The organism is Rhodococcus sp. LB1, assembly GCF_001583455.1.
GTDB lineage: Bacteria > Actinomycetota > Actinomycetes > Mycobacteriales > Mycobacteriaceae > Rhodococcus_F > Rhodococcus_F opacus.
This window is the reverse complement of record NZ_LTCZ01000003.1, coordinates 36,980-60,210: the sequence shown is the minus strand read 5'-3', so window position 1 is coordinate 60,210 and position 23,231 is coordinate 36,980. Positions and strand designations below refer to the sequence as shown.

The following is a 23,231-nucleotide window of genomic DNA, read 5'->3' as shown; positions in this document are numbered from 1 at the left end:
CGCTCATGCGACGGCGAAGACGTCGCGATCGCCTCGGCTTCGGACGGTGATCTGGCCGCGGTCGGCCAAGGTGTCGAGGTGCGCGAGGGTCTCACAGGTGGCGATCATCCGGTTGAACGGATCCAGCGTGGCGAACGGCCGTTCGTGACGGGTCCACGGAATGGCCTCCGCAACGGCCGTCGCGGTGACCGGTCCCAGCGTGGCCAGCGCGTCGCGCATGGCGGCGAATCGCCGGTCATGATGCGCGAGAAGCTCTTCGACTCGCACGTGGACGCTCGGCGTCGGATCTCCGTGTGCCGGCAGGAGTTGCGAATCGGGGCGGTCGAGCAATCCGGACAACGAGTCGAGGTAACGCCCCAAGGGCAGGTCCCACTCACCGAGCTCGAAGCCGATCGACGGGGTGATCGAGGGCAGTACGTGGTCTCCGCTGAAGAGCAGTCCGCGCTGCGTATCATGAAAGACCATGTGCCCCTTGGTGTGGCCCGGCGTGTGCACGACGTCGACAGCGTGCTGCCCGATCCGGAGCGGACCCGCGGCGAGCCAGTGGTCGGGCTCTTCCCAGTCCGAGGGGTAGAACGGCTCCGCGGCGGTCAGGGCCTCGACGGTGTCGGCCAGGACGGGGGCTCCGGCGCGGCGGAGTTCGTGGAGCGAATCCGTCGGGACGTTGCTGCCGAGTGCGCCGACAGCCGCCAATCCGTCCGCCTCGGCTACACCGAGATGGACGCGTGAACCGTGACGGCGGCGGAGTTCGACGGCGAACGTGTAGTGATCGCGGTGCACGTGGGTGACGTAGATGTCGTGAATCTGCTCGGTGCCGTGACCGATCCGGCGCAGTGCGCGCTCCATCTCCCCGAAGGTCGTGTCGACTCGCCAACCACCGTCGACGAGGGCCAGGCCGTCCGGAGTCTCGAGGGCGTAGACGTTCACCGCTCCGAGACCGTCGGCAGGCATCTGGAGGGGTACTCGGTGCACGCCGGGCGTCACCTCGTAGCAGCCCGGCTCCATCCACCGAGCCCTCATGGTGTGCCGCTGTCCACTTCGACCATCGTTTTCTCCTCGCCCATGACGAGGATGCGCTTTCCACGCATCCGGCCGACGTTGTCCACCGCGGCTTGCCACTGCGGGCTGGCGAGCGCGGCATCGAGGTCCTCGCGGGAGTCGAAGCTCAGGATCGACACGCCGTCCCATTCCCGGGACCTGTCGTCCATCGCGTCGAGCACTTCGGTGTGCTGCCATCGCCGCAGGCCGGGGAGTGGATAGGTCACGTCGGCATGTTCCCCGCGCCACCACTCGATGAATTGCTCGTGGCTCCAGTCGTGGGGACGGGCGGCCAAGACGATCAAGTTGTACATTCATCGCTCCAATACTGACCTGAATTAAGTTCAATTACTGAGGGCGTGCAAAAGCCCCTCCACGAACGCCGCGCGCTACGCGCGGACGATACGCAGAGTGGCGTCGCGAACCTGTCGGTTGAGCTGGTCGAGACTCATGTCGCCGCCGGGCCGGTACCAACGCCACACGCTGACGACGAGTCCGAGGACCAGCCGGGCCATCAGACGTGGATCGGCGTCGGCGAAGACTCCGGCGCCCATCCCCTTCGCAATGAGGAGAGACCACGCTTCTTCGATCGAGTTCACCAGCGCACGTGAGGTCTGGCGCTCGGCTTCTTCCTTCTCGGACTGACGTGGGGTGGCGAGCAGATCCATGTGACTCTGGAGGATGCGACGCTGCAGGGCGTCCCGGGGGGTCGCTTCCAGCGCACTGGTGACGGCGGCACCCAACGCCTCCACCGGGTCGTCCACGCCCTCGATCGCGGCCGTGAATCGCTCGAGGGACTCTGCCAGTTCGAGACGCATGATGGTCAGCAGGCAGTGCGCCTTGGACTCGAAATAGTGGTAGAGCGCAGTCTGGCCGATACCGACCTCGCCGGCGATCGACGCCCACTTCGTGTGCTCGAAGCCCACTTCCCCGAAGCGTTCGATCGCGGCCGTGAGGATGAGCCCGCGCTTGGAACGCGGACCATCGCGGAGCGTCATGGCTTCTACGGACACGGGATCCCCATCCATCTGTTGTCGGGTCGGTACCGGTAAGACTACCTGAACTGAGGTCAAGTCGGGTGGAGATCAGTGGCTCTCGGTACCGGCGAGCAGGCGTGTTGCGAGGTCCACCGCATCCGGTCGAGACAGTTTCCCGACGCGGTTCTGCGGCAGATCGTCGATCGTGAAGACGAACTCCGGCCACTTGAACTTCGGAAACTCGACGTCTCCGAGGTGCGCGGTCACCTCACCGAGGGTAACCGGTGCACCCGTGCTCACGACCAGGGCTGCGGCGCGTTCACCGAGGAGGTCGTCCGGCACCGGTACCACGCACACCTGGGAGACGGTCGGGATGCGCGCGATGGCGGCCTCGACCTCGTTGATATCGATATTGCGACCCCCGCGAATGATGATCTGTTTCTGCCGCCCCATCACCCGGATGCTCCCGTCCTCCGCGACTTCGACGAGGTCGCCGGTGGGCAGGAATCCGTCCGCCGTGAGGTCGGGCGGTGTCGGAGCCCCGGCTCGCGCATACCCGACGAAGAGGGACGGTCCGGCGACCTGGGCATCGCCCACCCGCCCCGGTGGCAGTGGCGCGCCCTGTTCGTCGACTGCTCGGACGACGGTACCGGGGAACGGACGACCGTCCCGGCCCAGGCGTACGGCCGGCTCGTCCGAGGGCAGCGGGGTGGTGTGCCCGAGGCACTCGGACATACCGAACACCCGCAGAAACGTCGTCCCGAGAGTCTGCTCGGCGCGACCGAGCGCACCGGCGTCCATCGGGCCGCCGCCGACGGTCATCGCGCGCAGCGAGGTCAGCGCGCCCGACGCGTCCGGCGCGACGGCCAGCTGGAGCGCCATGGTCGGGACGAGCATCGTCCACGCAACCTGGTGTTTCCTCACCACCTCGAGGGCGGTTGCAGGCTTCCAGCCGTCCATACAGACCATCGGCGCGGCCAGCATCGCGGGGAGGTACAGCCCGAAGCAGAACGCGGCCACCGACGAGAGCGGGACGAATGCGGCAACCGGATCCCCCGGTTCGAGTCCGACCGCGTCGATCGTGCAACGGCACGCGTACCGGATCGCAGATTCCGACTGGACCACGCACTTGGGATGCCCCGTCGACCCGGACGTCATCGCGATCGCGATCCCGCCGTTCCACCGCCCGACGTCGCTGACCGGTGATCGCGACCAGCGCACCGCCCAGCCGCCCAGCGCGGTCGACTCTTCACCGAAGCGGCCGTCGGGTACACCCCAGTGGGCAAGAGACTCCCGGTCCGCGATCACCACATCGGGCGCGATGTCGTGTAGGGCCACGGCGAACTCCGACGGGGTGGCATGCCTGCTGAATACGGCGACGACACCGCCCCGCAGTCCGACCGCGAGTGCCGCAGTCAGTGTCCGCCAACTGTTGTCCGCTTGCACGAGCACGGTGGGCGACCCCCCGGGGGCGTTGGCCAACAGTGCGGCGAGCTCGGTCGCGGCCGCGACCACGCACGCAGCGGTGTACTCGCCCGAGGCGTCGACGACCACGATCTCATCCGGCGAACTCTTTGCGCGAGCAACGAATTCGCGAGCCAACTCCCACATCTCGCAGACCTCCTGTTTACCGAACCACTGTCATTCTCAGTCATCACACGCAGCATCGCGCAATCTTTTCGCCGGTCACGGCACGAGGACGGCGCGACCGCGGATCGCTCCGCGGCGCAGCCGGTCGTATACGTCGAGGGCGTCGTCCAATCGGTACGCGGTCGATTCGACGCTCAGCAGCCCTCGATGCGCGAGGTCGATCACCGCCTCGAGATCCGCGCGTGTTCCCCAGAACGGGGCGCTGACCTGCCAGCCGTTGGGTAGTCCGAGGTCTTTGCCGACCGTCAGCCGGCCTCCCCCGCTGCCCACGGTGACCAGGCGGGCACCGGGACCGAGCAACTTTGCAGCCGCCTCCGTGGTGGCCGATGAACCCACGAAATCGAAGACCACATCAGCGTCGATCGACTGAGTGATCCGGGCGATGTCCGCGAATGCCGCGTCGGCTCCCAGCCGCATCGCGAGCGCGCGCGATTCCGGGCGCGGATCGACGGCGAACACGGTGCCTGCGCCGAGGGCACGAAGAATCTGGACGGCGAGGTGTCCCAGTCCCCCGACGCCGACCACTACCGCGACGGAGTGGCCGTCGACGAGATCCCGGTTCGTGCGGATCGCGTGGTAGGCCGTCAGGGCCGCATCGGCGAGCGGGGCGGCACTCTCGGGAGCAAGCCCCCGGGTGCGCACCACGAACCGTTCGGACGGAACGATCATGGCCTCGGCCAGACCGCCGTCGTAGCCGAGACCGTTGCCGATCGCGGGGAGCCGGCCGTCGGCCCGCCGACGCAGGTCGTGACAGTAATTCTCCCGGCCCCGTCTGCAATTGCGGCACGCCCCGCAGGACCAGACACCGTGGATCACCACGGACTCGCCGATCCACGAACTGTCGGCGCCGGGGCCCGCGTCGACAACGGTTCCGGCCACCTCGTGCCCGAGCGTGAGGGGAAGCGGATAGTCGAACACACCGGCGGGTGCGTCCATGACGTGCAGGTCGGACCTGCAGAGCCCAGCCGCCCGGACCTCGATCAGCAGTTCGGCGCCCTGCGGTTCGGGGAGCCGGACCGGCACGACCTGAGCGGGTTCGCCCCAGGCGGTCAAGCGCACGGCTTTCATCGTCTCGATGGCCACTGTCCTGTCGCCTACCTGGCTGCCCAGCCGCCGTCGACGACGAGCGTCTGTCCGGTGACATACGACGACGCATCGGATGCGAGGAACAGCACGGCACCGTCCACTTCGCCCGCGCGGCCACCGCGGCCGAGCATCGTGTTGCGGCGCACCCAGTCGGCTGAACGCTGATTGCTGAACAGTCCGTCGGTCATTTCGGTATCGAACCATCCGGGAACGACGGCGTTGACACGGACGCCCCGCCTGCCCCACTGACCCGCCAGCTCGCGGGTCAGCCCGAGGATGCCCGCCTTCGACGCCGCGTAGCTCGCACCGCCGATGGGAGCGGTGGACACCAGCCCGATCACCGAGGAGATGTTGATGATCGATATCCCCGCGTCCTCCGGAACGGCCGACGCGGCGTACGTGGAGAGATGGAAACCCGCCGCGAGGTTGACGTCGAGAATCGACGCGAACCCGTCGGCGGTTTCGTCCTCCGCGTTCGGAGGTCCGGGCTTACCGGCATTGTTGACGAGGACGTCGACGTGGCCGGTGCGCTCGCGGGCGCGGTCGACGAGCCGGCGGCGGTCGGCGTCGACGGTGATGTCGCATTCGACCGGGACCACGGTGTCGACCTCCTCGGCCAGTGCCGCGAGCCGATCGACTCGGCGGGCGGCCGCAAAGACCGTGGCGCCGGCCGAGGCCAGCGTCCGCGCGAATCCCATTCCCAATCCGGACGACGCACCCGTGACGACGGCGACGCGACCGCTCAGCTGGAACAGATCGGGTACCTGCATGTGGTTGGCTCCTACTCGTGTTCGTGGCACCCGCATCAGTAGACGGCGGTGCGTCCGCCGTCTACCGGGATGATCGCGCCCGTGGTGTACCCGGCACGGTCGCCGGCCAGATGCACGACGAGGCCGGCGATTTCATCCGGACGCCCCAGACGTCCGGCCGGGAGCCGGTCGACGATCTTCCCGACGAACTCGTCGTCCCAGTCCGCCGCCATGTCGGTCGCGAATCCGCCCGGCATGATGCAGTTCACCCGCACCCGGGGCGCGTATTCCTGCGCGAAGGCCATCGTCAGCGCATTGAGCCCGTTCTTCGACGCCGCATACATCGCCTCGGGCGGGCTGGGGCGCAGCGCGCCGATGCTCGAGATGTTGATGATCGAACCGCCCCCGGCCGCACTCATCCTGGCACCGGCCACCGCCATGAGCCGGAACGGGCCCTTGAGGTTGACTTCGATCGTCTTGTCGAACAGCGACTCCGACACCGACTCGAGTGTCGGGGACAGGGGCGCGATACCGGCATTGTTCACGACGACGTCGAGCGTTCCGAACCGGGTGAGAATGTGGTCGACCGCAAGTTCGATCGCGTCCCACTTCCCGACGTGCAATGCCAGCGGTTCGGCGATTCCACCGGTGTCCCTGGAGATTGCCCGGGCCGCGGAGACGCATGCCTCCTCCTTGCGACTCGACACGATCACGGTGGCTCCCGCGGCGGCCAGCCCACTGGCGATGGCGTATCCGAGCCCCCGGGTGGCGCCCGTGACGAGTGCGACCTTGCCCTTCAACTCTTCAGTCGTGTTCATGCGTATTTCTTCAGTTCGAGGCGCGCGATCGTGCGCAGATGGACTTCGTTCGGGCCGTCGGCGATTTGCAGTGCACGGGTGATGGCGTAGAGCCTGGCCAGGATCGTGTCGTCACTCACTCCTGCGGCGCCGTGCGCCTGGACCGCGCGGTCGACCACGCGATGAGCAATCTCCATGGCGGCCACCTTGATCGCGGCGACTTCCGAACGGGCAGCGCCGTTTCCGCGCGTGTCCATCAGCCACGACGACTTCAGGACGAGTAGCCGGATCTGATCGATCTCCACCCGGCTACGGGCAATCCACTCGCGCACCACACCGCGGTCGGCGAGCGGAGCACCGAATGCAGTGCGCTGCAGCACTCGTCGGCACATCAGCTCGAGGGCGCGTTCGGCCATGCCGATCGCCCGCATCGCGTAGTGCATGCGTCCCGGCCCGAGTCGGCCCTGCGCGATCGCGAACCCGTCGCCCTCGGCGCCGAGCATGTGGTCGGCCGGCACCCGCACGTCCGTGAACTGGACCTCGCCGTGGCCGAGCCGGTCGTGGTAGCCGAACATGGGCAGATCGCGGAGCACCTCGATGCCGGGGGCATCTGCGGGCACCAGGATCATGCTCTGCTGCCGGTACGTCGGAGCCTCGGGATCGGACTTGCCCATGAAGATGACGAGCTTGCAGTCGGGGTCGAGAATGCCCGAGGTGTACCACTTCCGGCCGTTCAGGACGTACTCGTCGCCCTCGCGGCGGATGGTCGAGGTGATGTTCGTGGCGTCCGAACTCGCCACGTCCGGCTCGGTCATCGCGAATGCCGACCTGATCGTGCAGTCGAGGAGCGGCTCCAGCCAGCGCGACTGCTGCTGCGGGGTGCCGTACATGGCGAGAATTTCCATGTTGCCGGTGTCGGGTGCCGAGCAGTTGACGGCCTCGTTGCCGATCACCGAGCGTCCGACCATCTCGGCGAGGGGGGCGTACTCGAGGTTGGTCAGCCCGGCGCCCCGCCCGGCGTGCGTCATGAAGAGGTTCCACAATCCGAGTTCTCTGGCCTTCGCCTGCAGGTCCAGCATGACCTTCGGCTGCTCGTGAGGGTTGGAATTTGCACGGATCTGCTCGTCGTACACGGCCTCGGCCGGATAGACGTGCTCTTCCATGAAGGTCCGTAGCTGCTCGAGCAGTCGCTCGGTGCGTGCGGAGTATCCGAAGTCCACGTGTCGTCCTTTCTGATCAGGCGAGTAGCGCAGTGCCACTGCGAATGAGCTGTGAGATGGTGTCGGGCAGCCGTTCCTGGTCGGGGTCGTGGTGGCGGCCCTCGCGGTGCCGGCGCAGGTTGTGGCCCATGATCGCCGCCATCTTCAGGCGGCCGAGCGCGTTGAACCAGTTCATGTTCGGCAGCGCCGGGTTGCCCCCGGTGTAGAGGCCGACCAGTTCGTCCTCGGACGGCAGGTCCGGCACCGCGCGCCCCACCCCGGGAAAGTTCGCGCCGTCGGCGAACACGAGGAACCAGCCCAATTCGACCCGCGGGTCGCCCAGGCTCCAGATCTCCCAGTCGATCAACGCCGCCGGCTCGGTGTCACGCGCAATGATGTTGCCGAGCCGGTAGTCACCGTGCACCAACGTCGGTGGCAGCGCCTCGGGGAGATCGGCGGCGAGGAGGCGCAAGAGTTCGTCGCCGCCGCTGACGAGGTCGGGGGGAACGGCGTCCAGCGTTCGTTTCCACCGCGCCAACTCCGCACCGGGCGACAACGGATCCCCGGCCGCCGGGATCGTGTCGACCGGCACCGCATGCAGCAGCGGCAGTACCGCGGCCGCGCGGCGCATCCGCGCCGCCGCGACAGCCGGTTCCACCGGAGGGGAATCGAGCACCGGCTCGAGTGATTCCCCGGCCACGCACTCCATCGCGAACCACGCCGGCCCGTCCTCGTCGACGGCGACGATCCGGGGCACGGGAACTTCTGTCGCACCGAGTGTTCCCATGATCCGCGCCTGGCGCACCATATCGTGTCGCCCGATGGGGCTTTGCCCCTCGGGAACCGCCTTGATCACGAGGTCGCCGTCGCTGGTCTGCACTTTGTACGTCAAACCGGAATGCCCGCCGAGCAGCGGCTCGAGTGCGCCGACGTCCAGGCCAGGGCTCTGCTCGCGCAGGCGCTGGGCCACGCGGTCGCCGAGCGTGCCGTTCGTGGTCATCGGCGCAGCTCCCTCGGTAGACCGAGAACACGCTCGGCGAGGATGTTGCGCTGGATCTCGTCGGTACCGCCCGCGATCCGGTACCCGGGTGCGCCGAGCACATGCTCCGTCCACGCGAACGTTCCCCACTCGCCCGAGTCGGCAATCAGATCGCGCCCCAGCAACAACCGGACGACCTCCGAGGTACGTGCCATGGTGTCGGTGGCGAGCAACTTACCCACCGATGCCTCGGGACCGGGGTCCTTGTCTGCGACCACTGCCGCGGCCACCCGCATACCGGTCACCCGCTGGACGTAGCTGCGCGTCACGAGATCCGCGACCTTGTCACGCTCGATCTCGCTCAGCTGCCGGTCGAGGTGACGGGCGAGTTCGACGGCGTGATCGGCGTTGGCCAGACCCAGGTTCCCGGCGTCGAGTCGCTCGGCTGCCAGCACCGTCAAGGCGACCGACCACCCCTCACCCACCGGCCCCAGCCGGTAGTCGTCCGACAGTTCGACGCCGTCGAGATAGACCTCGTTGAAGGAACTACCCCCGGTCATCTGGCGGATGGGCCGGACGGTGACTCCGGGAGCATCCATCGGGACCAGGAACACCGTGAGGCCCGCGTGTTTGGACGCCTCGAGGTCGGTGCGACACACCGCGACCCCGACGTCGGCGACCCGGGCGCCGGACGTCCACACCTTGTGCCCGGTAATCGTCCACCGGCCGTCCTGCTCGACTGCTCTCGTCCGGACGGCGGCCAGGTCGGATCCGGCTTCGGTTTCCGAAAACAGCTGACAGGCGATGATATCGGTCCGAAGCATCGCACGCACATATCGTTCGCATTGTTCCGGCGTTCCCCACTGGGCGATCGCCGGAGCGACCAGTTGCTGAGTCACCGAGAACATTTCGGTCCGGCGCGGCACGTCGAACGCGTTCTCCTCCCGCCGGAACGCGAGCACATAGGACATCGGCAGACCACGGCCACCGTACTCGGCCGGCCAGTTCATCGAGCCCCAGCCGGCATCGAACTTCGTCTGTTCGTACGCACGGATATGGTCGGTCTCGTCGCGCTCCTGCTCTGCAGTCCAATTCTCGAAGACGGCGACCGAGTCGGATCCCACTCCCCATTTGATCTGGGTGCGCGGTTCGGCAACAGTTCTCAGCCACGCCCGCGCTTCATCCACGAACTGGTCCAGGTCGGGCATCGTTGCTTGATTCATGGCTCTTCCTCAGACGGACAGGACGGTGCAGGCGCTGATTCCGGGCGCACCGTAGACATGGGTGAATCCGATGCGCGGGTGTCCGGGAACCTGTCGGGCACCGGCCTCCCCGCGCAACTGCGTGACGATCTCGTGTATCTGCCGGAGGCCGGAGGCGCCGATCGGTTCCCCGTTGGCGATGCATCCGCCGTCGGTGTTGATCGGGATCCGGCCACCGATCTCCGTCTCGCCTGCCACGATCAGTTTCTCCTGCTCGCCGTGCTCACAGAATCCGCACTCGGCCATGTGCATGATCTCGGCACCGCTCTCCGTGTCCTGGAGTTGCGCGACATCCACATCCGAGGGACCGAGTCCGGCCTGCTCGAACGCGGCGGCGGCGGTGGACGTGCTCACACTGGGCGGAGTTCCCCGGCCCTGTATCGACGGACCGAACACCTCGAAGGAGCCGAACCGGCGGGTGCCCGCCGAGATTCCGCGCAAGTGCACAGGCCTTCCGCCGAGGCGCCGGGCGGCGGCCTCGCTCGCCACGACGACGGCGGCGCCGCCCTCGCCGGGAGAGCAGAACATGTATCGCGTCAGCGGGTCGTTGACCATGTCGGCTGCGGCGATTTCCTCAGCGGAAATCGGTTCGCGGCGCCAGGCATTCGGGTTCAGCGAGCCGTTGCGATACGCCTTTTCCGCCACGGCGGCCAAAGTCGGTGCGCTGATCGCGTGTTCGCGCATGTACCGCGCGATCTTGATGCCGAAGAACTGGGTGGTGACCATCAGGCCTGCCTCGCCGTAGCCGACGGGCAGACCCCAATCCTCCGGCGCCGGGTCGAAGGCGCCGCGCGGATGTTTGTCGAATCCGACCGCAAGTGCGATGTCGGCGGCGCCCGAGCGAATCGCGTTGACGGCAGACACCAGCGCGCTACCGCCGGTCGCGCAGCCGTTCTTGACGTTGGTGAACGGTATTCCGGTGAGCCCGAGTTCGGAGACCAGGGTGTCGGCGAGCCCGGACCCGTCGCTGCCACCGAACGCGACCTGAACATCGGTCCACGCGATGCCGGCGTCCGTCAACGCGGACGCGATCGCATCCAGTGCCAGCTGTCGCCCGCTCTTGCCCGGCTGACGTCCGAACTTCGAGAGTCCCGCCCCGACGATCGACACGGTGGACATCAGCGGATCTCCTTCAGACAGGCATCGGTGGCGAAGCGGGGCACCGGCGCCGTGGCGATCAAGGTCACCGGCGCCCCGTCGTCCAGTTCGTCGAAGTCGTGGCATTCGAGCACGGCTTCGATCTTGATTCCCTCGGGGAGTTCGACGTATCCGACGGCGAACGGCGTGAACCCGTTCGGCGGCGGGACATACGGCGGAGATTTCGGGGCGAACCGCTGAACCGTGTACGCCCAGACCGTTCCGCGTGTGCTCAGAGTGAACGGCGACATCGCCGGTCGTGAGCACTGCGAGCACAGGCTGGTGGCCGGGAACGCGACAGTCGAGCAGTGGGAGCACCGGCTCGCGCCGAGCGCAGGCGCGATATGTGTCTCGCCCATCTCATTCTCTCCTCGGGATTCGTGGTCGGTATCGGATCAGCGACCGACCCAGACCGGCTCACGCTTTTCGAGGAAGGCGTTCACGCCTTCTCGCGCGTCTTCGGACTGCAGCGCATTGCCGACGGCGAGGTGCTCCATCACCATCAGCGACTGGATGTCCGCGTCGAGACCGCGGTCGATGCACATCTTGGTGAGCTTCATCATGAACGGGCTCTTGTCGACGATCGGGGCGATGAACTCGGCGAGAAGCTTGTCGAGGTCTTCGGCCGGCGCCGAGGCGTTGATCAGGTCGAAGGCCTCCGCCTCCTTGCCGGTCAGGAGTTTGCCGGTCAGCATGAGCTCCTTGGTCTTCCGAATGCCGATCATCCGCGGAAGCCGGTAGATCGGGCCTGCCCCACCGAACAGCGCGCGGCGGATGTGGAAGTCGCCGATACGGGCGTCCTCGGCGGCGATGGCGAAGTCGCAGGAGATCATGAGCTCGAAACCGCCTGCGGTGACGAAGCCTTCGAGCACCGCGACGGACGGTGTGTTCATCGAGTACAGGCGGTCGCACACCTTGGCGGACAGCACGGCAACGTCCATCGCGGTGGTGGAGCCGACGTACTTCTCCCGCAGCTCGTCGAGATCGAAGCCCGAGCAGAAGGTGCCGTCGCGTCCACGCAGGACGAGCACCTTGAGGTCGGGGTCGTTGTCGACCTCCACGATGATCTCGTCGAGGCGATGCAGCAGCTCGACGGTGACCGCGTTCTTCTTGTGCGGGCGGTTGAGCCACACGCGGGCGACGTCGCCGTCCTTCTCGAGCACGATGTGGTCGGTGTCCACCATGTCGGTGTCCTTTCGAGGGGTAAACTGAACTGGATTCACTTCAGTTCTACTGGGTGGGAGATGGTCCGTCAATAGGGCGGAGCAAGAGGTTTCGATTCAGCCGAGGGCAGACGCCCCGATTCAGAGCCCGACGAGATCCGCAACGCGGCTGCGGTGCGCCCGCGAATCACCGAGAAGCGGTTCGTCACCGAGCGCGCGGCGAACGTAGGAATGCGCCGCGTGTTCCCAGGTGAAGCCGACACCGCCATGCAATTGCACAGCCTCGAGGGCGGTGGCGATCGCGGCCTCGGTGCAGATCGCCCCCGCAACCGCGGCCGGGAGCGCCGCGGAGTCCGGGTCTTCCGAGAACACGGCTGCCGCATACCGCGCCGCCGATCGAGCCTTCTCCAACTCGACCAAAGTGTTGGCCAGCCGGTGCTTGACGGCCTGGAAAGAGCCGATCGCTCGCCCGAACTGATGGCGCTGCATCGTGTATTCCGTTGTGCTTTCGAGTAAGCGGTCGACGATTCCCACGTGTTCGCAAGCCAGCCCGATCACTCCCAGGCTCTGCAGCGATGCGGCCGTCCGCAGTGCGTCGCCGGGTCCGACGAGACGCACCGCGGCCGCGTCGCCGAAGAGCAGATTCGCCTGCCGCCGACTGGGATCGATGACCGGAAGCTCGGTGCGCCGGACCGGGGCGGTACGCAGATCGATCGCATAGAGGCCGGGCCCCTCGTCACCGCGGCCGAGTAGCACGACGATATCGGCCGCCCCGCCCTGCACGACATTGGTCGCGCGGCCGGACACCGACCAGCGGTCTCCAGTTCGGGTGGCGTCGACGAAATCGGTCTCCGCGCTGAGGGCTGTCACGGTTGCGACGAGTTCGCCCTGGACGACTCGCCCCAGCAGTTCGTCGACCTGCGGGCACCTGTCGGCAGTGAGCAGGGCCTGCACTCCCAGCATCGCGGACGTGAGTACGGGTTCGCTGACCAGCGCGCGCCCGCACTCTTCGAGAACGATCCCGAGTTCGACCACGCCGTAACCCAGGCCGCCGCGATCCTCCGGCACCGTCAGGGCGGCGACGTTCATCTCCTTGACGAGAAGCGACCACAACTCGGGCGAGTAGCCGATTTCCGACTCGGCGGCGAGACGGCCGGCCTCGAGCGTCGAATGCCGATCCAGCAATTGGCGGACCACCGCCCGGATATCGTCGTGCTCGGCGACAGGCGTCATCGCCGGGGGTTCGGTCTCGGGCCAGGGATGGGAATGGGTGGTCGGCATGGAACTCTCCTCAAATTGACGTGAGTTCAGTTTAGTTTCGCCCAAGCCGTCGCGGCAAGGACTCTCGACAATCGGCGTCGGGTTGAACTAAGTTCATTTCATGACCGATGCACTCGTAATCGAGCGGTACTACGCGATCCTCGACAGCGGCCGGATCGACGACGCAGTTGCCCTGCTCGACGAATCGATCGAGTTCGCCATCGTCCTCCCGGGTACCGTCCGCAGGGGGTACAGCCGCGCCGACATGCTCGACTACCTGAGGGGGCGGCCCCCGGTCGATCGACGACACGTACTGCTCCGAACGAGCAGCGCCGGCGACGTCCAGTTCGCCTACGGTTCCGTCGTCGAGAACGACATGAAGACAACCGGCTACTTCCTCGCCGCCATGCACCTCGACAGCGACGGAACCATCGATGCGTACGAGGTGTCCTTCGACACGGAATTCAGCATTCTCACAAAGGAGTTGGCCCATGGGCAGCGCGACTGACCTGAACGAGACGACATCTGCGATTCCCGTGCTGGTCGCGTGGTTCGCGATCATGGATTCGGACGATCCCGACCGCGTCCTGAACATGATCACCGACGACTTCCGGATGTCGGTTCAATTCTCCACCGGCGGTGGGAGTGCCGCCGAATTCGTCGGGGATCGCGCCGGTCTCGTCGAGTACCTGCAGCAACGCGAGAAGAGTGTGCTCGTGCACGAGGTCCTCGCGGGAGCTCGTGTGGGAGAGGTCGAGCTGGCTCTGGGACGCACCACACGGAACGGTGATTTCGAGGCCTCGTTCAACACCTCTGCGCAGCTCGACGGTTCGGGCCGCGTACGGAGGTTGCTGATCTGCCGCACACCCGAGATCTCGTTCCCCCTCTGAAACAGCTGTGAGTACTTGTTAACCGCGGGCGGTTAACAAGTACTCACAGCCGGTTCCGGTCAGGACGTGAGGTCGTACAGGGTCACGCCATCGACGGTGACGGCGGTGAAGTTCTCCTGGACCCAGGTGGAGATCTCCGATGCCGTTCCGTCTCCACCCATTCCGCCGCCTCGGCCGCCGGAGATGAAGTAGTGGATCTTGCCGTCCGCCACGTACTGCTGGAACTGCTCCAGCGTGGGTGACGGATCGCTGCCGTTGAATCCGCCGATCGGCATGACCGGGTCCTCGGTGGCCAGCTGGTAGCCGGATGCACTGTTGGATCCGATGGCCGCTGCCACCCAGGTGTAGTTGCCGGAGTCCTGTTCGAGCAACGACACCAGTTCCGCGCCCGGCTCGCTACCGGAGAGCAGTCCCCCGGCGGCGCCGCCGCCCATGGCACCCATACCGCCCAAGGGGTCGGTGGCCCCTGCCGCCCCGCCGTCCGTCGCGCCGGCAGCGGCGCCACCCGGCGCGGTGGGCACCGCGGCACCGTCGGTGCGGCCGCCCATGCGTCCGGCACCGTCCATGCCGCCGGGGCCACCCATTCCGCCGGGGCCTCCGCGGGCGCCTTCGACGTTGGGTCCGGCCGAGACGATCGAACCGGTGTGCGGCGTCGCGATGGTGTCGACGGCGTAGGCCGACGGACCGGCGAGGCCGGTGAACAGCGCAGCCAGCATGACCACGGCAGCGATCCGGCCGCGGGTCAGCGCCGGGATCAGCACGGCAACCGCGGCGACGACGCCGACGCCGACCACGGCCCACTTCAGCCACGGCACGAACGACGCGCTACGTCCGAGCAGAACCCAGGACATGGCAGCGGTGGCCAGCAGTGTCACCGCGAGAACCGCCCGCACCCACAGCGCGTCCCGCCGACGCCACAGCGTCACCGAACCGATTGCCACCAGCGCGGCCACGGCCGGTGCGAGTGCCACGGTGTAGTACGCGTGGAAGATGCCCGCCATGAAGCTGAACGTCAGTCCGGTGACGAGCAGCCACAGACCCCACACGAGGAACGACGCACGCTGGGTGTCGACGCGAGGTGCCCTGCCGCGCAGTGCGAGACCGGCGACCAGCAGGATCAGTGCGGCCGGAATCAGCCAGGCGATCTGACCGCCCTGAGCCGACTCGAACATCCGCGTGATACCGGTGCTACCCCACATACCGCCACCGCCGGGGGCGCCTCCTCCGGGGAAGCCGCCGCCCGCCATGGCCTCGCCGGCACCGCCCATGGCCGCTGCGGCGTCCCCGCGACCGCCGCCGGGCGTGACACTTCCGGTCTCCTCACCGTTCAACCGGCCGAGACCGTTGTAGCCCAGCGTGAGTTCGAGGATCGAATTGTTCTGCGAACCACCGATCCAGGGCCGCGACGACGCCGGCCACAGTTCGACGATCAGCAACCACCAGCCCGCGGAGACGATCATCGCGCCGAGCGCCGCGAAGCACTGGGCGAGGCGTTTGCCGAACTTCGGCGGTCCCGCGAAGAGATAGGTCAGAGCGAGCGGCGGGACGACGAGCATCACCTGAAGCTGCTTGGTCAGGAACCCCAAACCGACGAACACGCCGGTCAGCACCATCCACCGGGTGCGTCCGTCCTCCACGGCCCGCAGCATCGCCCACACGGAGGCGATCATCAGCAGCACCAGCAGGGCGTCGGGGTTGTTGAACCGGAACATCAGCACCGCGATCGGCGTCAGCGCGAGCACGAGACCCGCGAGCAGACCCGCCGGGGCGCCGAACCACCGCTTCACCGTGGCGTACAGCAGGGCGACGGAACCGACGCCGAGGAGGGCCTGCGGTACCAGCATCGCCCACGAGCTGAGCCCGAAGACCCGGACCGACAGCGACATCAGCCACAGCGACATCGGGGGCTTGTCGACGGTGATGGAATTGGCGGCGTCGGAGGATCCGAAGAAGAACGCCTTCCACGACTCCGAACCCGCCTGGACCGCGGCGGCGTAGAACGAGTTGGCCCAGCCGGAGGCGCCGAGCCCCCAGATGTACGCGACCGCGGTCCCGACCAGCAGTGCGGCGAGCGCCCACGGCTCCCACCGCCTGCGGGCGGGAGGTGGTTCGGCCGCTTCGACCTTCGGTTGTTCGAGGGTCGTCGTCATGCGTGAGCTCCTTCGTGGCGTGCGTTCCGGAACACCCAGCGAAGGGCTATGAAACGGCTGATGGTGGCAACGAGATTGGCGAGAACGAGGACGGCGAGTTCGACGTGCTTGGACACGTCCGGGGCCGCCGAGTGGAGGACGTACAACGAACCGCTGGTGAGCAGCAGTCCGAACGCGAACACGAGCAGGCCCTGCATCTGATGCCGGGCGGCACCCTCGGATCCGCGGACACCGAAGGTGAACGCGCGGTTCGCGGCCGTGTTGAGCACGGCCGTGACGAGCAGTGAGACGGCGTTGGCCCACTGCGCGCCCATGATCGGATGCAGGATCAGGTAGAGCAGCGCGTACGCGACGGTCGACGCGACGCCGATCACGGCGAACCGGGCCAGCTGCCCGACCATGCCGCGGGGAACTCCGGGCACCAGCGGCTCGCGCCCGAAGCTGTCGCGGAGGCTGCCGATCGGCAGCGATCCGGTGGACAGTGCCCGGCCCACCCGCCACACGCCCTTGAGGTCGGCGACGGCGGTCGCGACGATGTCGACGCGGCTGTCCGGGTCGTCGACCCAGTCGACGGGGACCTCGTGGATGCGGAGGCCTGCGCGTTCCGCGAGCACCAGCAGCTCGGTGTCGAAGAACCATCCGGTGTCCTCGACCAACGGCAGCAGGCGCTGCGCGACGTCCGCCCGCATCGCCTTGAACCCGCACTGCGCGTCGGAGAACCGCGCGTGCAATGCGCTACGGAGGATGAGGTTGTAGCTGCGGGAGATGAACTCGCGCTTCGGACCTCGGACCACCCGCGACGAGCGGGCGAGGCGGGAGCCGATCGCGAGGTCCGAATGCCCCGACAGCAAGGGCGCGACGAGCGGCATCAGGGCGTTGAGGTCCGTCGACAGGTCGACGTCCATGTACGCCACCACCTCGGAATCGGAGGCACTCCACACCGCGCGCAGAGCGCGGCCTCGCCCCTTCTCGTCGAGGTGCACGACACGGACGCCGTCGATCTCGTCGGCCAGCCGGTGCGCCACGGCGAGGGTGGCGTCGACGCTGGCATTGTCGGCGATGGTGATGCGGGCGGAGTAGGGAACGTTCTCGTCGAGGTGCCGCCGGAGCCGGCGCACGCAACGTTCGAGTCCGGCTTCCTCGTTGTAGACCGGCACGACAACGTCGAGCACGGGCGCGGTCTCGGAGGTTTCGGGGGTCTCGAGTCGTCCCATGGCGCCCGGTGCGCGGGAGAGGGAATTCGTCGTCATGCGTCCAAGATTCGTCCCGTACGCTCCGATGACCCTGGACGGAGGCTGGGAGTTTCCTGTGCGCTTCGCACCCGTGAGTACTTGTTAACCGCGGGAGGTTGATAAGTACTCACGGGCGGCGAAGCCGCATAATGGCGGCCATGGGATCTGTATTCAGCGCCATCATCAACGGAGATCTGCCCGGACGTTTCGTGTGGGAGGACGAGGACGTCGTCGCGTTCCTCACCATCGCCCCGGTCACCCAGGGCCATGCCCTCGTCGTACCCCGCAAGGAGGTGGACCAGTGGCAGGACGTCGACGGTGAGATCTGGACGAAGGTCATGGACGTCGCCCGCACAATTGGACAGGCCGTCCGCCCCGCTTTCGACGCACCGCGGGCGGGTCTGCTGATCGCCGGTCTCGAGGTGCCGCACCTGCACGTGCACGTCTTCCCGGCCTACGACCTCGGCGATTTCAACATCAGCAACGCCGAGCAGAATCCGTCCCAGGAATCGCTCGACGAGGCGCAGGCGAAGCTCAAGGCAGCGCTGCGCGAACTCGGCCACGGGGACAACGTCCCCGACTGACGGTCAGCTCGACCGCGGCAGTTCCACCCGGAACGTCGCACCCTCGCCGGGCCGGCTGTCGACGGTCACCGACCCGCGGTGGGCGGCGACCAGGGCCGCGACGATCGACAGGCCGAGCCCGCTGCCGCCGCTCTCCCGGGTGCGGGAGGCGTCGGTGCGGTAGAACCTCTCGAACACCCGGGCCGCGTCCTCCGCGCTGAGACCGGGTCCGGTGTCGGCCACCTCGAGCACGACGCTGTGTTCGGTGGTGCTCAGCCGCACCGTCACGTCCGCGGTGGCGGGGGTGTGTTTGACGGCGTTGGCGAGCAGGTTGCCGAGGACCTGCCGCAACCGGGCCTCGTCACCGATCACCTCGGGTGTCCCGGGTCCGGGGCGGACGTCGAGCGCGATGGACCGATCGGGGGCGACGGCGCGTGCCCCGTGCACGGCGTCCGAGGCCACCGACAGCAGGTCGACGGGCCGGGTCTCGAGGGGACGCTGGGCATCGAGCCGGGCGAGCATCAGGAGATCCTCCACGAGGAGTCCCATCCGCGACGCCTCCCCTTCGATGCGACTCATCAGGGTTTCCGTGTCGGTCATCGCGCCTTGTCGATACAGTTCGGCGAAGCCGCGGATCGTGGTGAGCGGGGTGCGCAGCTCGTGGCTCGCGTCGGCCACGAATCGCCGCATCTTCTCCTCGGAGCGCCGCGCCGATTCCTCCGACGCCTCGGTGGCGGCGAACGCGTGCTGGATCTGGGCGAGCATTCCGTTGAGCGCCACGGACAGTCGTCCGATCTCGGTACGATCGTCCCGTTCCGGAACACGGCGGTGCAAGTCACCCGACGCGATCGCCGCGGCGGTCTCCTCCACTTCGACGAGGGGACGCAGACTGCGCCGGACCACGAAGTACGCGACCACTCCCAGCACGATCAGCACCACCACACCGATGATGAGTTGCAACACGATCAGCCGGTTCACCGTTTCGTCGTTCTCGGTGAGTGTCATCGCAACGGTGGTCTCGGTTCCGTCCGGCGCGGTCGTCGTCAGCACCCGCCACCGCACGTCGGAGTTGTCGGTCGAGCCGACCGTCTCGGGCCCGGACGCTGGGTTCTCGGGCAGTGCGGGGGATTCGGATCCGTCGTTGATCTCGCGCAGGACCGTTCCGTTCGGCAGCGTCGTGCGGACGTAGAACGGGCTCGGTGGTCGGCCGAGGTTCGGTTCGACCGGCGGCGGCAGCGGACGCGACTTGCCGGGCTTCGCCCACCCCTGAGCCGCGTCGTGCAGCTGATGATCGACGCGGTTGGTCAGCGAATTCTCGAGCGCCGACGTCACCGCGACACCGGACGCGAGGAGTCCGAGCGCAGAGAGAAGGAGAACCGCGCCGACGAGCGTGATGCGCAGTGGCATCGAGCGAATCCACCGTCGCGCAGGCCTGTTCGGGACAGCGGCGACCGCCTCGGCCGACTCCTGCGGAGCCGCGGGCGCGGTCATCGCCGCGGTTCTCGCATCACGTAGCCGACTCCGCGGAGGGTGTGGATCAGCGGAGTCTCGCCGGTGTCGACCTTCCGGCGAAGGTAGGACACGTACGACTCGACCACCCCGACCTCACCGCCGAAGTCGTAGTTCCAGACGTGGTCGAGGATCCGCGGCTTGCTCAGCACGGTGCCGGCGTTGACCATGAAGTACCGCAGCAGCGTGAACTCCGTCGGCGACAGCGACACCAGGTCGCCCGCCTTCCAGACCTCCCGCGTGTCGTCGTCGAGTTCGATGTCGGCGAACTTGATGCGGGCGGACTGCTCCTCCACCGACACCTTCCCGGCCCGCCGCAGGATGACGCGCAGCCGCGTCACCACTTCTTCGAGGCTGAACGGCTTGGTGACGTAGTCGTCCGCGCCGAGGGTGAGGCCGCTGATCTTGTCCTCCACCGCGTCCTTCGCGGTGAGGAACAGCACCGGAGCGTCCACACCGTCGGCGCGCAGCCGCTTGAGCAGGCCGAATCCGTCCATTCCCGGCATCATGACGTCGAGGATCACGGCGTCGGGCCGGAACGTGCGGGCCGTGTCGAGTCCCTCGGCCCCGGTCGTCGCCGTCGCCACCTCGAATCCTTGAAACCGCAGGCTCACGGACAGCAACTCGAGGATGTTCGGTTCGTCGTCGACGACGAGGACGCGGGCTTCGACAGGCTTCTTATTCACGCAACCCATCATCACTCGCGACGCTGGATCGTCGCTGTAGGTTTCCTGGGAGATTCCTGTGAGCGGTACCGCCGGCCCGTGCGGTTGGGATTCCGGTCGTCAGTTCACCACGATGTTGAGGTTGAGTACTACCCCGCCGAACGTCAGGATCGTGTTGGCCAATCCGAGTGTGACACCGCTGTTGAGTGCCCCGAGCAGTCCGAGCATCATGACCTCCATCGTTGCCCCTGGGAAGGGGTGGTTGCGCGCTGTCCGTGCGCGTTGCGGATGACACTAGGTCAACTCCGAAGAATTCGCGGCGACACACGCACGCGAATTCCCCCAATAAAATCACCCATTCTTCTTTACCGAAAAAGGGGGAAATTCTCGGCGCATGAGCAAGGATGGGAAAGTTGCGCTCCGCGTGCCGTCGCCTCCGGTCGTCGCACACGAGACAACCCCGCCGTCGATTCGACAGCGGGGTTGCGGGAGCGGAGTTGTCTTGACAGGCAGGAAGTTCAGGCTACGACGTTCAGGTTGAAAACCACCCCACCGAACGTCCCGATCGTGTTGGCGAGTCCGAGGGTGAATGCGCTGTTGATTGCCGCGAGTAGTCCGAGCATCATGATGTGCCTCGTTATCTTCCGTGGTATACGCACACAATTCACTGTTTCGCTCGACAATAAATGAGGCGACCTCGATCTGCGAGATAATCGGCGCATTCGCGACCCGTGCGCGTCCGGGGAGTGTGTGGACTCGCTCACCACTCACAGGCGCGGAGCGCCCCGTTGGGTACCGTGGAAATCGTCGACACGACATCCGGACGAGCGCACCGTACCCGGCCAGCGACAAGACGGTGCCCGGAGGTTTGTCATGGCGTGGATCGTGCTTGTGCTGTCGGGAATCCTGGAGGCCGTCTGGGCCACCGCCCTCGGCCGATCGGACGGGTTCAGCAAACTCGGACCCAGTGCCGTATTCGGCGTCGCGTTGATTCTCAGCATGGCGGGTCTGGCGTTCGCGATGCGCAGTCTCCCCATCGGAACGTCGTACGCGGTCTGGGTCGGTATCGGCGCAGCCCTCACGGTCGGGTTCGCGATGGTGACCGGCGCCGAGAGTTCCTCGCTGGTGAAGATCCTCCTGATCCTGGGCATCGTGGGATGCGTCGTCGGACTGAAGGTGCTGCACTGACCGGATCGTGACACTCGATGCTTGTGTGTCGCGGGTTACAGTAATTCCATGAACCTGGTGTCGTTGATGACCCTCCCGGTGCGTGTCGGTCTCGCGGCGGCCGATGTCGGTCTCGGAATCGCCGAAGCCAGCCTGGTGACCGTCCGGACGGCGGTCGCCGGAACCGGTGTGGTCACGGGGATGAGCACCCAGGGCAGCCCGTTGCAGGTGATCAGCCAGCTGTCGTCGCTCGCGGCCAACGACCGGCCGCTCGGGCAGGCCCTCCAGCCGGGTGGTCCGCTCGACCGCCTGCTCGCTCCGGGTGGTCCCGTCGACCGTCTCACCTCGGAGGGCGGCACCCTCGAACGACTGCTCGAGCCGGGTGGCCCGCTCGAGCGGGTTCTCGCCAAGGACGGCCCGCTCGACCGGGTGCTCGCCGAGGACGGCACCCTGGAACGGCTTCTCGCGAAGGACGGCCTGCTCGACCGTCTCACCGCCGAGCAGGGACCGCTCGAACGGCTGACCGCGCAGGACGGCGCGGTCGAGCGGCTCACGGCGCCGGGCGGACTCGTGGACCGGGCGCTCGCCGAGAACGGCATCCTCGAGACCCTGCTGTCGGAGGGTGGCGCGTTCGAACGTCTCATCGCCGAGGGTGGCCCGCTCGACCAGATCGTGGCGCTGTCCGAGACGTTGACGGCGCTGGCGCCCAACCTCGAGCGGATGAGCGCCAGCATCGACCTGCTGCAGGAAACGGTGGGGATTCTCAGCGCCGCGGTCGGGCCGCTCGGCGACCTCGCCGGCAAGTTGCCAGGACGCTGGCTCAAGGGCAAGGGCGACCGCCCGGGCGTCGACTACACACTCGGGCCCGCCTGACACTTGACCTGAACGTGACTCGAGGTTTTACGGTCGGTTGATGACTCGCATCGAAGGCCTCGGACCAATCGGCATCTCCCTGAACATCTCACCGGACGAGACGTACCTCGACGAGGCAGCCCGGCTGGAATCCCTCGGCTATTCGGCGATCTGGCTGCGGGGCGGTCAGATCGACAGCCTGGACCGGATCTCGGCTGTCGTCCGGGCGACCGACTCGATCCCCGTCGCGACCGGCATCATCCCGGTCGGCGTGTACGACTCGGGCGCCGTCGCACAGCTTCATGCGGATCTGCAGACCACGGCGCCGGACCGGTTCGTCGTCGGACTGGGTGGCCCGCAGGTCCCCCGGCCGCTCCGAGCGTTGAACGACTATCTCGACAGGCTCGACCGGTTCGATCCGCCGGTGCCGGCGGAGCGACGGATTCTGGCCGCGCTGGGCCCGCGCAAGCTGGAACTCGCGCGGGACAGGGCCGCGGGGGCCGTCTTGCTCCTCGTCACCCCCGACTACACCGCCGAGGCGCGGCGCATCCTCGGTCCGGACGCCACGCTCGTCGTCTCGCTGATGACGGTGCTCGGCACCGACGCCGCGCAGGCCCGCGACACGGCCCGCGTTCCGCTCCGCTTCCTGTCCGGGGTGGGCGGCTACGCCACCAACTTCGCAAGGATGGGTTTCGGCGCCGACGACATCGCGGGGCTGAGCGACCGGCTCGTCGACGACCTGGTCGCCTGGGGCGACGCGGACGCGATCGTCGCGCGGGTCCACAGCCACCTCGCGGCCGGTGCCGATCACGTCGTCGTCAACGAACTGGGTGAGCGGCCGGACGAAGCGGCCCGGCAGCTCGCGCGACTGCTGCCACTTCGCGCATAGGACCGACCGGCCGACAG

General features: G+C 67.4%; 24 protein-coding genes and 1 riboswitch. Of the genes, 6 read left to right on the top strand and 18 right to left on the bottom strand.

The features are described from left to right. Nucleotides 1-3: 3 nt before the first annotated feature. The 14 genes from AZG88_RS00540 to AZG88_RS00475 form a co-directional block, all read right to left on the bottom strand. Nucleotides 4-1,005 (bottom strand): MBL fold metallo-hydrolase, encoded by a 1,002-nt coding sequence (locus AZG88_RS00540; protein ID WP_061696780.1) that lies wholly within the window; start codon nucleotides 1,003-1,005, stop codon nucleotides 4-6. An 11-nt stretch (nucleotides 1,006-1,016) separates the two neighbouring features. After that, nucleotides 1,017-1,352: an EthD family reductase gene (locus AZG88_RS00535; RefSeq protein ID WP_005244475.1), complete on the bottom strand. Its 336-nt coding sequence runs from the start codon at nucleotides 1,350-1,352 to the stop codon at nucleotides 1,017-1,019. A gap of 75 nt (nucleotides 1,353-1,427) precedes the next feature. Then, nucleotides 1,428-2,036 carry a TetR/AcrR family transcriptional regulator gene (locus AZG88_RS00530; RefSeq protein ID WP_080578208.1) on the bottom strand — a complete coding sequence of 203 codons (609 nt, stop codon included), beginning with the start codon at nucleotides 2,034-2,036 and terminating at the stop codon, nucleotides 1,428-1,430. 87 nt (nucleotides 2,037-2,123) lie between these two features. Continuing rightward, nucleotides 2,124-3,626, bottom strand: coding sequence for a class I adenylate-forming enzyme family protein (locus tag AZG88_RS00525; protein ID WP_005244477.1), 1,503 nt, complete (start codon nucleotides 3,624-3,626; stop codon nucleotides 2,124-2,126). Nucleotides 3,627-3,701: 75 nt separating this feature from the next. Further along, entirely contained in the window at nucleotides 3,702-4,733 is a 1,032-nt protein-coding gene (locus tag AZG88_RS00520) for an NAD(P)-dependent alcohol dehydrogenase (protein ID WP_025431846.1), read from the bottom strand. Between the two features lie 26 nt (nucleotides 4,734-4,759). Continuing rightward, on the bottom strand, nucleotides 4,760-5,521 hold the full coding sequence (locus AZG88_RS00515; RefSeq protein WP_005244479.1) for an SDR family NAD(P)-dependent oxidoreductase: 762 nt from the start codon (nucleotides 5,519-5,521) through the stop codon (nucleotides 4,760-4,762). Nucleotides 5,522-5,556: 35 nt separating this feature from the next. After that, nucleotides 5,557-6,318 (bottom strand): SDR family NAD(P)-dependent oxidoreductase, encoded by a 762-nt coding sequence (locus tag AZG88_RS00510; protein ID WP_061042230.1) that lies wholly within the window; start codon nucleotides 6,316-6,318, stop codon nucleotides 5,557-5,559. Then, nucleotides 6,315-7,517, bottom strand: coding sequence for an acyl-CoA dehydrogenase family protein (locus AZG88_RS00505; protein ID WP_005244481.1), 1,203 nt, complete (start codon nucleotides 7,515-7,517; stop codon nucleotides 6,315-6,317). The genes AZG88_RS00510 and AZG88_RS00505 overlap by 4 nt, the downstream gene beginning before the upstream one ends. Nucleotides 7,518-7,533: 16 nt before the next feature. After that, nucleotides 7,534-8,496: a phosphotransferase family protein gene (locus tag AZG88_RS00500; RefSeq protein WP_061696779.1), complete on the bottom strand. Its 963-nt coding sequence runs from the start codon at nucleotides 8,494-8,496 to the stop codon at nucleotides 7,534-7,536. Further along, a complete protein-coding gene (locus AZG88_RS00495; protein ID WP_005244483.1) occupies nucleotides 8,493-9,698 on the bottom strand; it encodes an acyl-CoA dehydrogenase family protein in 1,206 nt (401 codons plus the stop codon). Before AZG88_RS00495 ends, AZG88_RS00500 begins: the two co-directional genes overlap by 4 nt. Before the next feature lie 9 nt (nucleotides 9,699-9,707). After that, entirely contained in the window at nucleotides 9,708-10,856 is a 1,149-nt protein-coding gene (locus AZG88_RS00490; protein WP_061696778.1) for a thiolase family protein, read from the bottom strand. Next, complete coding sequence (locus tag AZG88_RS00485; protein ID WP_061042233.1) at nucleotides 10,856-11,233, bottom strand: Zn-ribbon domain-containing OB-fold protein; 378 nt, start codon at nucleotides 11,231-11,233, stop codon at nucleotides 10,856-10,858. The genes AZG88_RS00490 and AZG88_RS00485 overlap by 1 nt, the downstream gene beginning before the upstream one ends. Before the next feature lie 36 nt (nucleotides 11,234-11,269). Then, nucleotides 11,270-12,058 carry an enoyl-CoA hydratase/isomerase family protein gene (locus AZG88_RS00480; RefSeq protein ID WP_005244486.1) on the bottom strand — a complete coding sequence of 263 codons (789 nt, stop codon included), beginning with the start codon at nucleotides 12,056-12,058 and terminating at the stop codon, nucleotides 11,270-11,272. 120 nt (nucleotides 12,059-12,178) lie between these two features. Next, a complete protein-coding gene (locus tag AZG88_RS00475; RefSeq protein ID WP_061042234.1) occupies nucleotides 12,179-13,318 on the bottom strand; it encodes an acyl-CoA dehydrogenase family protein in 1,140 nt (379 codons plus the stop codon). A 100-nt stretch (nucleotides 13,319-13,418) separates the two neighbouring features. Here AZG88_RS00475 and AZG88_RS00470 point away from each other — a divergent pair, with 100 nt between their 5' ends. Next, entirely contained in the window at nucleotides 13,419-13,805 is a 387-nt protein-coding gene (locus AZG88_RS00470; protein WP_061696777.1) for a hypothetical protein, read from the top strand. Further along, complete coding sequence (locus tag AZG88_RS00465) at nucleotides 13,789-14,187, top strand: hypothetical protein (RefSeq protein ID WP_061696776.1); 399 nt, start codon at nucleotides 13,789-13,791, stop codon at nucleotides 14,185-14,187. Before AZG88_RS00470 ends, AZG88_RS00465 begins: the two co-directional genes overlap by 17 nt. Before the next feature lie 59 nt (nucleotides 14,188-14,246). Here the strand turns inward: AZG88_RS00465 and AZG88_RS00460 are convergent, their stop codons facing one another. Next, on the bottom strand, nucleotides 14,247-16,337 hold the full coding sequence (locus AZG88_RS00460) for an ArnT family glycosyltransferase (protein ID WP_061696775.1): 2,091 nt from the start codon (nucleotides 16,335-16,337) through the stop codon (nucleotides 14,247-14,249). Continuing rightward, nucleotides 16,334-17,587: a bifunctional glycosyltransferase family 2/GtrA family protein gene (locus tag AZG88_RS00455; protein ID WP_061042238.1), complete on the bottom strand. Its 1,254-nt coding sequence runs from the start codon at nucleotides 17,585-17,587 to the stop codon at nucleotides 16,334-16,336. Before AZG88_RS00455 ends, AZG88_RS00460 begins: the two co-directional genes overlap by 4 nt. Nucleotides 17,588-17,727: 140 nt before the next feature. Here AZG88_RS00455 and AZG88_RS00450 point away from each other — a divergent pair, with 140 nt between their 5' ends. Further along, nucleotides 17,728-18,153: an HIT family protein gene (locus AZG88_RS00450; protein ID WP_005244493.1), complete on the top strand. Its 426-nt coding sequence runs from the start codon at nucleotides 17,728-17,730 to the stop codon at nucleotides 18,151-18,153. A 3-nt stretch (nucleotides 18,154-18,156) separates the two neighbouring features. Here the strand turns inward: AZG88_RS00450 and AZG88_RS00445 are convergent, their stop codons facing one another. Together AZG88_RS00445 and AZG88_RS00440 are read right to left on the bottom strand one after the other, a co-directional pair. Continuing rightward, nucleotides 18,157-19,539 carry a sensor histidine kinase gene (locus AZG88_RS00445; protein WP_061696788.1) on the bottom strand — a complete coding sequence of 461 codons (1,383 nt, stop codon included), beginning with the start codon at nucleotides 19,537-19,539 and terminating at the stop codon, nucleotides 18,157-18,159. An 80-nt stretch (nucleotides 19,540-19,619) separates the two neighbouring features. After that, nucleotides 19,620-20,336 (bottom strand): response regulator transcription factor, encoded by a 717-nt coding sequence (locus tag AZG88_RS00440; RefSeq protein ID WP_197487753.1) that lies wholly within the window; start codon nucleotides 20,334-20,336, stop codon nucleotides 19,620-19,622. Between the two features lie 771 nt (nucleotides 20,337-21,107). Beyond that, nucleotides 21,108-21,169, top strand: a riboswitch (guanidine-III (ykkC-III) riboswitch). Between the two features lie 10 nt (nucleotides 21,170-21,179). Between AZG88_RS00440 and AZG88_RS00435 the strand changes: the two genes are divergently transcribed. Genes AZG88_RS00435 through AZG88_RS00425 form a run of 3 tightly spaced genes read left to right on the top strand, consistent with a single transcriptional unit; the run spans nucleotide 21,180 to nucleotide 23,214 of the window. Next, on the top strand, nucleotides 21,180-21,494 hold the full coding sequence (locus AZG88_RS00435) for a DMT family transporter (RefSeq protein WP_005244498.1): 315 nt from the start codon (nucleotides 21,180-21,182) through the stop codon (nucleotides 21,492-21,494). Between the two features lie 48 nt (nucleotides 21,495-21,542). Continuing rightward, nucleotides 21,543-22,346, top strand: a complete 804-nt coding sequence (locus AZG88_RS00430; protein ID WP_005244499.1) for a hypothetical protein — start codon at nucleotides 21,543-21,545, stop codon at nucleotides 22,344-22,346. Nucleotides 22,347-22,386: 40 nt separating this feature from the next. Next, nucleotides 22,387-23,214 (top strand): LLM class F420-dependent oxidoreductase, encoded by an 828-nt coding sequence (locus AZG88_RS00425; RefSeq protein ID WP_025431839.1) that lies wholly within the window; start codon nucleotides 22,387-22,389, stop codon nucleotides 23,212-23,214. The last annotated feature ends 17 nt before the right edge of the window (nucleotides 23,215-23,231 follow it).